The organism is Echinicola marina, assembly GCF_020463795.1.
In the GTDB taxonomy this organism is placed as follows: domain Bacteria; phylum Bacteroidota; class Bacteroidia; order Cytophagales; family Cyclobacteriaceae; genus Echinicola; species Echinicola marina.
Genome location: NZ_CP080025.1, coordinates 101,229 through 115,116 on the forward strand (window position 1 = coordinate 101,229; position 13,888 = coordinate 115,116).

The 13,888-nt window shown below is 40.0% G+C and carries 9 protein-coding genes; 4 read left to right on the plus strand and 5 right to left on the minus strand.

Annotated elements, in window-relative coordinates; translation table 11 throughout:
* Positions 1–28: 28 nt before the first annotated feature.
* Complete coding sequence (locus KZP23_RS00545) at positions 29–1,627, minus strand: acyl-CoA carboxylase subunit beta (RefSeq protein WP_394370977.1); 1,599 nt, start codon at positions 1,625–1,627, stop codon at positions 29–31.
* Positions 1,628–1,835: 208 nt separating this feature from the next.
* On the minus strand, positions 1,836–2,636 hold the full coding sequence (locus KZP23_RS00550) for an N-acetylmuramoyl-L-alanine amidase family protein (protein WP_226334239.1): 801 nt from the start codon (positions 2,634–2,636) through the stop codon (positions 1,836–1,838).
* Between the two features lie 64 nt (positions 2,637–2,700).
* Here KZP23_RS00550 and KZP23_RS00555 point away from each other — a divergent pair, with 64 nt between their 5' ends.
* Positions 2,701–5,457: a putative LPS assembly protein LptD gene (locus KZP23_RS00555; protein ID WP_226334240.1), complete on the plus strand. Its 2,757-nt coding sequence runs from the start codon at positions 2,701–2,703 to the stop codon at positions 5,455–5,457.
* 16 nt (positions 5,458–5,473) lie between these two features.
* On the opposite strand, the gene KZP23_RS00560 is transcribed toward KZP23_RS00555, so the two are convergent.
* From KZP23_RS00560 to KZP23_RS00570, 3 genes are all read right to left on the minus strand, one after another.
* Complete coding sequence (locus tag KZP23_RS00560) at positions 5,474–6,688, minus strand: arginine deiminase (protein WP_226336455.1); 1,215 nt, start codon at positions 6,686–6,688, stop codon at positions 5,474–5,476.
* A gap of 217 nt (positions 6,689–6,905) precedes the next feature.
* A complete protein-coding gene (gene lysS / locus KZP23_RS00565; RefSeq protein ID WP_226334241.1) occupies positions 6,906–8,624 on the minus strand; it encodes a lysine--tRNA ligase in 1,719 nt (572 codons plus the stop codon).
* A gap of 20 nt (positions 8,625–8,644) precedes the next feature.
* The gene (locus tag KZP23_RS00570; RefSeq protein ID WP_226336456.1) at positions 8,645–9,832 is read right to left on the minus strand and encodes a proline dehydrogenase family protein; all 1,188 of its coding nucleotides are present in this window, start codon (positions 9,830–9,832) and stop codon (positions 8,645–8,647) included.
* Between the two features lie 541 nt (positions 9,833–10,373).
* Between KZP23_RS00570 and KZP23_RS00575 the strand changes: the two genes are divergently transcribed.
* From KZP23_RS00575 to KZP23_RS00585, 3 genes are read left to right on the plus strand one after another with little or no spacing between them, the layout of a single operon-like run.
* Positions 10,374–11,477 carry a chorismate mutase gene (locus KZP23_RS00575; protein ID WP_226334242.1) on the plus strand — a complete coding sequence of 368 codons (1,104 nt, stop codon included), beginning with the start codon at positions 10,374–10,376 and terminating at the stop codon, positions 11,475–11,477.
* 30 nt (positions 11,478–11,507) lie between these two features.
* Positions 11,508–12,545 (plus strand): 3-dehydroquinate synthase, encoded by a 1,038-nt coding sequence (gene aroB, locus KZP23_RS00580; protein WP_226334243.1) that lies wholly within the window; start codon positions 11,508–11,510, stop codon positions 12,543–12,545.
* Positions 12,542–13,759: a 3-phosphoshikimate 1-carboxyvinyltransferase gene (locus KZP23_RS00585; protein ID WP_226334244.1), complete on the plus strand. Its 1,218-nt coding sequence runs from the start codon at positions 12,542–12,544 to the stop codon at positions 13,757–13,759. The genes aroB and KZP23_RS00585 overlap by 4 nt, the downstream gene beginning before the upstream one ends.
* The last annotated feature ends 129 nt before the right edge of the window (positions 13,760–13,888 follow it).

Sequence of the window (13,888 nt, forward strand, 5' to 3'; positions counted from 1 at the left end):
ATACTTTTATTTACGCCCAAATTTACGATCAAGTTTGAATAACTCCTACATTAAATCGCTCCGTGATGGGAGCATGATTGGCTGCATCAATCCCCCTGGATATGATCGATCTGGTATCTTCAGGATGAATCACGCCATCTACCCATAATCTAGCGGCAGCATAATAAGGACTTAATTCTTTATTATACTTATCTGTAATATCTTTTAGTAATTTAGCTTCGTCTTCGTTGGTAATTTCCTTTCCTGCCTTTTTTAAAGAGGCTACTTTAATTTGCAATAATGTCTTTGCTGCTGATACCCCACTCATCACCGCCATCTGGGCGGTAGGCCAACTAAAAATCAACCTAGGATCATAAGCTTTCCCACACATGGCGTAATTTCCCGCACCATAGGAATTTCCAATGATCAAAGTAAATTTAGGAACAACCGAATTAGCCATAGCATTGACCATCTTGGCACCATCCTTAATAATTCCGCCATGCTCAGCCCTGCTGCCCACCATAAAACCACTCACATCCTGAATGAATAATAAAGGGATTTTTCGCTGGTTACAGTTCATGATAAATCTCGCTGCTTTATCGGCAGAATCTGAATAGATCACTCCACCCATTTGCATTTCTCCCTTTTTGGTCTTGACCATTTTTCGCTGATTTGCAATGATACCGACAGCCCAACCTTCAATTCTCGCAGTACCACAAACCAAGGTTTGCCCAAAGCCTGGTTTGTACTCCTCAAAACTTTCTGCATCTATCAGACAATCCAAAACCTCATGCATATCATAAGGTTTTACCCGATCTGTTGGAAAAAGCTGGAAAAGTTCTTCAATGGTCCTTTTAGGAGCCCTAGCAGCTATTTTATCAAAGCCTGCTTTATCACTGGCTCCTAGCGTATTGAATATTCCCTTAATCGCATCCAGACAATCTTCATCATTTTCATATTTATTATCAGTCACTCCTGATATCTCACAATGGGTAGTGGCTCCACCTAAGGTTTCATTGTCCACGGTCTCTCCTATAGCCGCTTTCACCAAATAGGAGCCCGCTAAAAATATAGAGCCCGTTTTATCAACAATCATCGCCTCATCAGACATAATAGGCAAATAAGCTCCTCCTGCCACACAACTTCCCATAATGGCGGCAATTTGAACAATGCCCATGGAAGACATCATGGCATTATTTCTAAACTGTCTTCCAAAATGCTCTTTATCTGGAAAAATTTCGTTTTGCTTGGGCAAAAACACCCCCGCACTATCCACTAGATATATTATGGGCAATCTATTCTCCATGGCTATTTCCTGAGCCCGAAGGTTCTTTTTAGCCGTCATTGGAAACCAAGCACCGGCTTTGACAGTAGCATCATTGGCCACTACCACACACATTCTCCCACTCACCTGCCCTATACCCGTAATGACACCAGCAGAAGGACAGCCCCCTTCTTCTTCATACATTCCATCAGCTGCCAATGTACCCACTTCCAAAAATTGGACTCCACCATCCATAAGATATGCAATTCGTTCCCTCGCCGTCATTTTTCCCTTGGCATGTTCCTTCGCTATCCGCTGCTCACCTCCCCCCTGCTTTACCTGGTTTATCTTTTCCTGCAACTCCTTCACAAAGGACATATGCATTTCCTGATTGCTATTGGTTTTATTCATGGGTTATTATTCTGATTCAAACATTCTATATAGCGTAAAATCATCGACTGGATTTCTCAAAAGTCCCTATCTCAATATAAAAAAAAATCAAATACTTTTACGTATTCAACATCTTTGCAAAATAGAAAAACCGGCCATTATTGACCGGTCTGAAAGAATTACAATAGATCGGGCATGATGATCATATCGCTTCAATTTCTTGTTTATATGCTTTTATAGACCTGTAAATGGCTGAAGCCAGGTAAACCTGTCCATTTTTACTATTCAAGTACCTTTCCTCATTGGAATTGGACAAAAAGCCTGTCTCTATCAAAACACTTGGCATGCTGGTAGTCCATAATACGTATAGTGGCAATTGTTTTACCCCTCTACTATGGCGATTGAGACGTGTTTTAAAATCACGTTCGACCTTCTGTGCCAAAGAAAGGCTATTGGCAAAATAGGCTTTTTGCATGAGGTTAAACATCATGTAGGATTCTGGGGAATTGGGTTCAAAACCTTCATAGTTTTCCTTATAGCCATCCTCCATTAAGATCACCGCATTTTCTCTCTTCACCACATCAAAATTGCGTTCAAAGTGGTTGGCGCCCATCACATAAGTTTCCGTCCCATAAGCATTTGAGCCACTCACCGCATTGCAGTGAATAGAAACAAAAAGATCGGCTTTATTTCTATTGGCAATATTGGCCCGTTCTTTTAGCTCAATAAAAACATCTGATTTACGGGTATAAATCACTTCTACATCTGGTAAATTCTCCTCTATATACCCCCCTACTTTAAGGGCTATGGCCAATGCAACATCTTTTTCCCTTGAGGTCCTCCCACTAGTACCAGGATCTTTTCCACCATGCCCCGCATCAATCACCACCCTTCTCAGCCTAAACTCCCGTTCCCGTTCACCTGCTGGAGAAAAGGCTGATAGAAATGACAATAAGGTCAAGAAAGAAATTATTACAACATTTTTAGCAGTCCTTGGTTTCATAAAGATTAATAACGTTAACTTTACGCAAAATTTATAAATTTTTGAAGTAAATAGAAGTAAATCGGTGCAGAATATTAAGGTAGCTTATCTTTCCTTCATCTTAATTATAATTTCTCTACACTGCTCTTTGGCCCAAAGGACGCAAAAGAGACCTAAGGAAATAGAAATTATAGCTCCAGATCTTACGCCTATTTCTGATACCATCCCCCCCGTTTTACTGGATAGTCTCACTTTGAATGATACTATACCTTCAGCTGACACCACAAAGGTTGTGCCCAAAGGAGATATAGAAACTACCATTAAATATGCCGCTCAAGACAGCATACTTTCGGACTTTAAAGAAAAAAAGGTTTACCTCTATAACCAAGCTTGGTTCGAATATGGCAATATCCGACTAGATGCAGATTATATAGAAATCAACTGGGAGACCAACGAACTGTATGCCTCGGGTGTGGAAGACTCCACGGGAGCAGTACAAGGAAGTCCTTTGTTCAAAGAGGGGAATAGTACCTACGAAATCCGGAAGGATATGCGCTACAATTTCAAAACACGGAAAGCTATCATTTCGGATGTAGTAACAGAGCAGCAGGATGGACTATTAAGGGGAGAAAAAGTCAAAAAGGACGAAGAGGGCAATGTCTACCTTAGCCATGGTTACTATACCACTTGTAATTTAGCAGAACCTCATTGGCACATATCCTCCAATAAAATCAAATCAGTAAGCGGTAAGCAAACCATATCAGGGCCGTTCAATTTTTACTTTAATGGAATCCCTACCCCTGCAGGCCTACCCTTTGGCTTTATTCCTAATCAAAAGGAAGAACAGGTTTCAGGGATTATCATTCCCTCTTACGGGGAAGAAAAAAGAAGAGGTTTCTTCCTCAGGGATTTTGGCTATTATTTTGCCTTTAATGATTATATCCACTCTAGACTTACTGGAGAAATATTTTCCAAAGGAGGTTATGGGGTAAAAGCTGCCACAGTCTATAAGAAAAGGTATCGCTTCAACGGGGGATTCAATGTGGACTTCCAACAGTTCAGAAGTCCTGAAACGGATGAAACGCCTTTGGATTACACCACATTATGGGTCAATTGGAGTCATAGTCCTGAATCTAGGGGAAATTCCAGGTTCTCTGCTTCAGTAAATGCAGGATCCACTAACTATAATAACCTGGTGGTTAATCCCAATAACTATATGAGAAATACCAACTCTGAATTCACTTCAAATATCTCCTACAGTAAAACCTTTACGGGCACTCCTTTTAGTATGTCTGCCAATTTGAGACATTCCCAAAATGTCCGAACGGAAGAAGTGCGATTGATCCTTCCCGATATTTCGGTGAATATGAACCGTCAAACCCCATTCAGAAATTCTAGCTTTGAACCACTGAAAACGCTGAATTTTGCATGGAATTTCAATGCCCAAAACTCCATCAACAATAAGGTAGTCCAGCAACTTGGTGTAGAACAGGAATCTTTACAAGGCGAGGTTTTGGATGAAGACACCAACCCAGACATTATCCCCTTTAATTGGGCCAATTTGCCAGAATTATTGAAACAAGCTGAAAATGGCTTCAGGCATACAGTGCCAGTATCTTCTAATTTTACCCTATTTAAATATTTCACAGGTACTGCCAGTTTCAATTATAATGAACTCTGGTATTTTGACAGGATCAATTATTTCTATAATGCTCCTGAGGAAAGAGTTGATAGGATTTTGGAAAAAGGTTTTAGTCGTGTCGGACATTATAGCACCTCCTTCAATTTGGCTACAAATATTTATGGGTTTTATACATTTGGAAATAAATCAAACCTAGAAGCCATCAGGCATCATGTGCAGCCTACCATAGGCATGTCCTTTACGCCAGATTTTTCCGATCCTAGATACGGTTACTATCAAAGTGTTCAAGTAGACGAAGAGGGAAATGAGCAATTGTACAGTCGTTTTCAAGGCTTCCTATACGGTGGAGCTCCACGGGGCGAATCAAGATCATTAAACATATCGATCAGAAACACCTTGGAAGGGAAGAAAAAGGTGGAAAATGACAGTACGGAAGCAAAAAGTGAAAAATTCCCGCTTTTGCAATCATTAAACCTTTCTACAAGCTATAACTTTGTAGCTGACTCCTTCCAGCTTGCTCCTATCAATATGAGCACGAGAACCTCTTTCTTCGACAATAAAATTTCGGTAGCACTTTCAGCCACCCTTAACCCTTATGCCACTAAAGCATATACAGACAGTGACGGCAATACCTATTTCCGTAAAATCAATGAATATGCATGGAATAATGGCCAAGGAATCGGATCTATCAGTAGGGCTAACTTAAACCTTAACGGTAGTTATAATCCAAGAGGGGCAGAAAAAACCCCAGCAGATACTAGGGAAGAGTTGACCAATGATTTTCTTGAACAAGGGGGACAGCTGAATGACTTTGTTGAGAACGAAATTAACAGGATCGCCAATGACCCCAGCCAGTATATTGATTGGAGTATTCCATGGAACATTAATTACAGCTATAACCTTAGCTATAGCAAAAGCGACAGAACTGGAAAAACCAACATCACCCAAGCCATCAACTTGTCTGGCGATGTCAGCTTTTCTGAAAAATGGAAAGTAAATTTCAATACAGGCTATGATATTTCCACCAGCAAAATCACGCAATCCATGATTGGAATCGCAAGGGATCTTCACTGCTGGCAGATGAATGTAAGCTGGATTCCTTTTGGTACATTTACCAGCTATAGCATAGATATCAGGGTCAAAGCTAGCATTCTCCAAGACTTGAAAGTCTCAAGAAGGAGGTCCTTCTTTGACAGATAAACAATTAAATATTAGCTTAAATCTTTGCCCTACTGAGTGGCATGGTCATACATCTTGGACCACCTAGACCTCTTGAAAGTTCTGAAGAGGGAATATCCAATACTTCCACCCCTGCATCCCTCAAAGCCCTATTGGTATGCTTATTCCGTCTGTAGGAAATCACTTTTCTAGGCCCAATAGCAAAGACATTGGCCCCATCATACCACTGTTCGCGCAAAGCATAATCCTTATTGCCATTGCCCATATGGATGATCTCCAAATAAGGGATTTCTTTCTCCAAAACTGTCAGTAAAGATTCTTTTAAAACGGTTCGCTTTATATGTACCTGATCCCCATCATTACTTTTCAATGTATACAAGGAAGTCTTAAGAACTGCTTCCAACGCATCTGGATAAGTAAGCACCAGGTTTTCATCCAAAACTGTAAACACAGTGTCCAAATGCATAAAATTTCTCTGTTTAGGGAGATGCACCTCATAGACTCTTTCCACTGTTCCTTCTGCCAAAAGAGACTTCGCAACATGGTAAATGGCTTTCTCATCCGTTCGTTCAGAGTTACCTATGGCCACCGCTTTTTTGGACAAAACAATCACGTCCCCCCCCTCAATACAAGCCGGGGTATTATGTCCATCAATAGGATAAACCTTATTGACTTTATCTTTAAACTCGGGGTGATTTTCAAAAATCGCCCTAATGACATTGGCCTCCCTCTGCCTGCCTTCCATTTTCATACTTGAAAAAATCATTCCTCCGGGTGTCAAAGCGGCAGGGTCACGCTGGAAATATAGATTTGGACATGGTGGAATAATAAAGGCAAAATCCATCAAGTCCTCTAAAGGTAATTTGGTAATTTTTCTTTTGAGCTCATGAACTTTGATCCCTGCTATGAGGGCCGTGGCACATTCAGACGTAGAAAGCCTACCTAAAATACTTTCCGTATACTGCGAGAGTCTGGAAAAACCCAAAGCTTCCTCCATCATATTAAACAGGACCTTTTCATCAGCCATGGTCTCCATCAAAAGCTCATGAAGTCCTAAAACCTTTGCCCCGGTAGTTTGCTTAATTACATTGGTAAAATAATCATGCTCTAATTGCATGGCCTCTAAATAGGGCACATCCTCAAATAATAACAATTCCTTATTATAGGGGGTCAACCTATCTATTTCCTTGCCTGGCCTGTGCATCAAGACAGCCTTCAAAGTACCAAATTCTGAATTTATTCTTAAATCAATCATTTCAAAACGCGCTTATTATAAATCAATTAATAATATAACACACGTTTTAATATAATCGAAACAATAAACACTTATTCTTAGTGATACTGCAACCAAAGTCTGTGAAAAAACCGGATAACTAAAAACAATACAAGCAACATTCCAAATTAAATAAACATAAAAAAAACCGAGCAACTTTTGCTCGGTTTTTAGTTATTCTGAATAACTTAAATCATTATACCAACCAACTGGCTACATCTTCCTTACTAGGATTATTGGCTTTTAACTTCAACTTTTTCCTTCTTCCACATACATCGTTGAACAATTTATTGACATCCTGCTCTTTCAGTTGATCAATGGTATGAATGTTCAAATCACGAATCGCTGGAATCAATTCTGGATCTATTCCAAGTGCCACGAAATCCTCATCTGTGGCAATCTTCACCTTCTTCTCAGGTCTCATTTGTGGAAAGAACAATACCTCTTGAATAGTAGACTTATCCGTAAGCATCATCGTCAGCCGATCAATACCAATCCCCAAACCTGATGTAGGAGGCATACCATACTCCAATGACCTCAAAAAATCTTCATCCATGGCCATGGCCTCATCATCTCCTCTTTCAGCTAACTTCAACTGATCCTCAAACCGCTCTCTTTGATCAATAGGATCATTAAGCTCTGTATAGGCATTGGCAATTTCCTTTCCGTTAACAAACAGTTCAAATCGCTCCACCAAGCCTTCTTCTGTTCTGTGCTTTTTGGCCAAAGGGGTCATTTCTATAGGGTAATCGGTAATATATGTAGGCTGGATCAGATGTGCTTCCACCTTCTCACCAAATATCTCATCAATCAACTTACCCTTGCCCATGGTGTCATCCACCTCAATCCCCATTCCAGCACAAACCTCACGCAATTCTGTCTCATTCATCTTGCTCACATCCACACCTGCATACTCCTTGATGGAATCAAACATGGACAACCTTCTATATGGGCCAGCAAAATCTATTTCATTCTCTCCTACCTTCACTTTAGTACGCTCATGAACGGAAAGAGTCACTTTCTCCAAAAGGTCTTCTACCATTTCCATCATCCATATATAATCCTTATAGGCTACATAGATCTCCATGGAAGTAAACTCTGGATTATGGGTTCTGTCCATCCCTTCATTTCGGAACATTTTTCCGAACTCATAAACTCCATCAAATCCTCCCACGATCAAACGCTTCAAATAAAGCTCATTGGCAATTCTCAGATATAAAGGCATATCCAAAGAATTATGATGAGTTGCAAATGGCCTCGCAGCAGCTCCCCCATGCACCGCTTGCAATATCGGTGTCTCTACCTCTAACCAGCCGTGATCATCAAAATACCTCCTCATATTGGAGATGATCTTTGTTCTGGTTATAAAAGTATTTTTTACTTCTGGATTAACTGTCAAATCGACATAGCGTTGACGATACCTCAATTCAGGGTCAGTAAAACCATCAAACACATTTCCTTGCTCATCTCTCTTCACCACAGGTAGAGGTTTAATAGACTTAGAAAGCAAAGTAAGCTCAGTCACATGAAGAGAAATTTCCCCTGTCTGAGTGGTGAAAATATATCCTTTTACACCTATAAAGTCACCAATTCCCAAGAGCTTTTTGAAGACTGTATTATAAAAGGTTTTGTCTTCACCGGGACAAATATCATCCCTTCTGACATAAATCTGCAACCTTCCTGAAGCATCTTGAATTTCAGCAAATGATGCTGAGCCCATAATCCTTCTGCTCATCAAACGACCAGCTATAGAAACATCCTTATAGTCATTTTTATTATTTTCATAATTTTTGTGGATGTCCTTAGAAGTGACATTTACAGGAAACTTAATTGCAGGATATGGATCTATCCCCATTTTTATCAAGGCTTCCCTGTCTTTTCTTCTTTCTATCTCTTGTTCGCTCAGTAATTGCATAGACTTGGATATATTAATTTTTATTTTTTAATGGCCGCTCTTCGTGCCATTTCTTTCTTTATCAATTCAAACTCTCGACTACTCTGCCCGGAAACACTGGTGTTTTCTGCAGCTCTTCTATATAAATAAGGCATCACCTTTTCCACTGGACCATAAGGCACATATTTGGCCACATTGTATCCTGCAAAAGCCAGATTATAAGAAATATTATCGCTCATACCGTAAAGCTGAGCGAAAAACACCCTATCATCAGAAGGCTTGACCCCATATAAATTCATGAGCTCTGTCAAAATGATATTGCTCAATTCATTATGAGAACCGCTCACTAAATAAATACCCTGCTTATTCTCCATACAGAATTTCAATGCATCATTATAAGCATTGTCTGAATCCTCCTTGGTTTCATGAATAGGGCTTGGATATTTATTATCCTCTGCTCTCTCCCTTTCTTTCTCCATATAGGCTCCCCTTACAAGTTTAGCACCTATATAATACCCCTTCTCCTCTGACTCTGCATAAGCCTGCTTTAATAGTCCCAACATATCCTTTCGATACATCTGGTAAGTGTTATAGACTATGGCTTTTTCACGATTGTACTTTTCCATCGCCTCATAGGTCATATCATCTATCACATCCTGGAACCAACTTTCCTCCCCATCTATCATGATCTTTACATCATGTTCATGGGCTGCCTTACATAAACTGTCTACCCTGGCCCTTGTTTTTTCAAATGCCATAGCTTCTCTCTCAGAAAGTTGCTTTCCTTCCTGAACCTTAGTCATAATCTTGGAGGACCCTAAACCTGTTACCTTAAACACCGTGAAAGGTATTTCCTTAGCTCCTGCAGACCTTTCTATGGTACTGAGGATTTCATCACGTGTAAAGTCATAACTTTTTTCTGTCCCTTTCCCCTCTACTGAGTAATCCAGAATAGTCCCTATTCCATATCGCTCTAACTCCTTGATAGACTTTTTACAATCTTCAATGCTCTCTCCCCCACAAAAGTGGCCAAACATTGTTTTTTTCATGATCCCTTTTACCGGCAGTCTCAGTTTAAATGCTACATCTGCTAGGCTTGTCCCCAGCTTCACAGCCATATTACTGTCCATGACGGCAAATATCAGGTACATTTTTCTGAGCTCCACATCCGTCCTGGATGAAAAGGCTATTTCAGTATTTTCAAAAGAAATATTGGGCTTAGTATTCATCATTTTGAATCAAGGTGCAAATATATTAAAAAAACGTCTATTGACTTTAATTTTATTCCCTATATATAAGATGCAAGAAACTTGCCATTCTAAGCTATAAATAATCTCATACAATAGCCTCATACATACCTTACACCTTAACTGCCAATACTTTTAGAATTCCAATAAAGAAAATCCAAAAAACTCAAAACAGGATTTCAAAAAACACAATACCTAACCTTTAAACACAATAGATAATACTGAAATAAACCAATGCAATTACCTTAAAATAATTGGCTTTTTTTAAAGTATTCACAATGCTAAGGAGGAAAAGTAGAATATTATAAAAAATTAATTCATGTTTTATTGGTTATTTAAAATCAAGCCCTTACTTTTGGGCCAATGATTAAACAAGCAGCTACATATTTTATTTTCTTTTTCTTTTACTTTCGACCTCAAGGCCGAATCGGAGCTGCTTATTGTCTGGATAAAAAATAAAATTCATACATAAACCAAAAAGCCCGATTCGAAAGAGTCGGGCTTTTTTATTTCAATCAAACAAATGAAAGATCACTTAAAAACGTCAGAATGGGGCTTAGGACTTAACGGTCATGTAATTATCGCGGGGCCTTGTAGTGCAGAAACTCCTGAGCAAGTTGAAAAAGTTTGCCTGGAAATGAAAAAAGAGAACATCATTCCTTCAATGTTCCGTGCTGGAATATGGAAGCCAAGAACCAGACCAGGAAGCTTCGAGGGAATCGGTGAAGATGGCCTTAAGTGGATGGAGATTGTTAGAAATCACCTTAACATCCCTATCACTACTGAAGTTGGTAACACTGCTCACGTTGAGTTAGCCCTTAAGCACAAAGTAGATGTACTTTGGATCGGTGCAAGAACTACCGTTAACCCTTTTGCTGTACAGGAAATTGCTGAAGCACTAAGAGGCACAGATATTCCAGTGATGGTTAAAAACCCAATGAATCCGGACCTTCAGCTTTGGATCGGTGCTTTGGAAAGACTTCACGCAGTAGGCATCAACAAACTAGCTGCTATCCACAGAGGATTCAGCGATGCTTACGACAAGCGTTTCAGAAATAAGCCAAACTGGTCAATGCCAATCCACTTGAAAAGAGAATGGAAAGGCATGGAAGTGATCAATGACCCTAGCCATATCGTAGGTAAAAGAGATGGTATCTTGGAAGTTTCCCAAAGAGCTATCAACTTCGGCCTGGACGGTTTGATGATCGAAACTCACCATGATCCAGACAACGCATGGAGTGATGCCAAACAACAAGTTACTCCTGCCCAGTTGAAAGAAATCCTCTCTAAAATTGATTTCAAGAACACCTTGGATACACAGAATCCAGATGAACAGCTTAACGACCTAAGAACTGCCGTTGACCACCTTGACGATCAATTATTGGATCTATTTGCAGAAAGATTCTCCGTAATCGATCAAATCGGCGCACACAAAAGAGAACACAAGCTCACCGTATTTCAGTCTGACAGATGGAAAAACGTAATGGAGTCCAGAACTGAAAAAGGTGTTAAAAAAGGCATGAGTGAAAAATTCATGAAGGAATTGCTTTTTACTATTCATGAGGAATCTGTGAAAAGACAAGAAAAACAACTTAGAGAAGGTGACGCTGTAAAAAAAGAAGCGTAAAAAATTATTTATATATAAAGTATCAATCCCTTGGAATCAATAATTTTCTCGACTCAAATTGCTGCAGACCTAGAGCGGTACCTAAAAACAAAGAGCTTTTCCAAACTAGGCCTAATAGCTGATAGCAATACCTATCAAGCTTGTTATCCACTGATCCAGGAAATCCTCCCTGAGCATGAGCATTTCCAGTTCAAAGCAGGAGAAGTCAACAAGACTTTGACCACCTGCACTGAAATATGGCAATGGATGACTGATTGTGGGTTTGACAGAAAATCACTGATCATCAATTTAGGAGGTGGAGTAACTGGAGATATGGGTGGATTTTGTGCCAGCACCTATAAGCGTGGCGTAAAATTCATCAATATCCCCACCTCCCTTCTTTCTCAGGTGGATGCCAGTGTAGGCGGAAAACTTGGAGTGGACTTTAATGGTTTCAAAAACCATATCGGTGTATTCAATGAACCTGAAACTGTTATCATTTCAGACGTATTTCTGAAAACACTACCCGTACCTGAATTAAGGTCTGGTTATGCAGAAGTCATCAAGCACGGTTTGATCCAAAACGCCAATTATTTCAATAGCTTGAAGATTGACAACTGGGAGAACCAAAGCTGGAAGGACATCATAGAAAAGTCCGTACAAATTAAGAAAGAAGTAGTCACCAAGGACCCAAAGGAAGAAGGCTTAAGAAAAATCCTCAATTTCGGACATACCGTGGGACATGCAGTAGAGTCATTCTATCTGGATACAGAAAGACACCTTTTGCACGGAGAAGCCATTGCCATCGGTATGATTGCCGAAGCATATCTTTCCCATAAACACATCAGATTACCTAAGGAAGACTTGGACACCATTACCGAAACATTGCTTAAGGTTTTTGGCAAAGTGGAAATCCCCAATAAAGACCTTGACGCCATTGCGCAACTTTGCTTCCAGGACAAAAAGAATGATGGAAAAACCATCAACTGTTCCTTGCTAAATAAAATAGGTGAATGTGATTATAATATTGCAGTGAGCCTTGAGGACATCATCTCTTCCTTGAATTTTTACAATTCACAACACCCATGAACAAAATCACACTAAGCACCAAAGCCAGCTTTGGAGAAGTAAACATCCCTTTGCCATCTTCAAAAAGCGAAAGCAACCGGGTTCTGATTATTGACGCCTTGACTAAGGGAGGCAATCATATTTCCAACCTAGCTGAAGCCAGAGACACTCAAACAATGATCCGATTATTGGAAGAGGATCCGGATATTCTGGATGTCTTGGATGCGGGGACTACCATGAGGTTCTTGACGGCTTATGCTGCTCTTACGAATAGAAACAAAACTTTGACCGGTACTCCTAGGATGTGCGAGCGCCCCATAGGCATTTTGGTGGATGCATTGAGAAGCCTTGGAGCTGAAATAGAATACAAAGGCAAAGAGGGCTACCCTCCAATGGAAACCAAAGGCTTCTCCAAACAGTTGACTAATCACATCAAAATCAGAGGAGATGTAAGTAGCCAATACATATCTGCACTGGTCATGAACGCTCCGCTACTGCCTGATGGTTTAACTTTAGAGTTAACAGGGAAAATAGGGTCCAGGACATATATAGAAATGACCCTGAAATTGATGGAGCAATTTGGCATCCAATATAGTTTTGAAGAAAACATTATAAAAGTCGCTCATCAAGATTACCACAACACTAATTTTGCTGTAGAAAGCGATTGGTCAGGAGCAAGTTATTGGTTCAGTCTCTTGGCTTGTGCAGATGAGGGGCAGTTCTTCCTTAAAGGGCTTAAAAAAGACAGTTTACAAGGAGACTCAAAGATAGTGGAGATCATGGATCACTTAGGGATAAACAGTGAATTTAACGAAGAGGGCATACAATTGACCAAGAAAGCAGTATGCGGCTTGGAAAGTTTTGATTTCACCCATTGTCCTGACTTAGCTCAAACTGTGGCTGTAACCTGCGCATTAATTGGACAGACAAGTAAATTCACCGGCTTGGAAAGCCTAAGAATCAAGGAAACAGACCGTATTTTCGCTCTACAACAGGAATTGGCTAAATTCAACGCCAAATTGGTAGAAGGAGAAAATGAGGTATTCACACTTATACCTTCCACTGGCATTCCTGCTGAAGTCAACATCAGCACCTACGATGACCATCGCATGGCCATGGCCTTTATGCCTTTGGCTACTAAAACCAAGGTCTCCTTCGATGACATGGAAGTAGTCAACAAATCCTACCCGAGCTTTTGGAAACATTGCCAATTGGCCGGACTGGAAACCATATAAAATTGATTGCTGCCTGACCTTAAAAAGTCAGGCAGTTTTCTTTCATGTCATTTTTTATGGAATAAAGGCATCGATTGTTTTTGACTTTCTGGCATCCTTCATCTAATTTCACAACAAAAAAATCAGCGG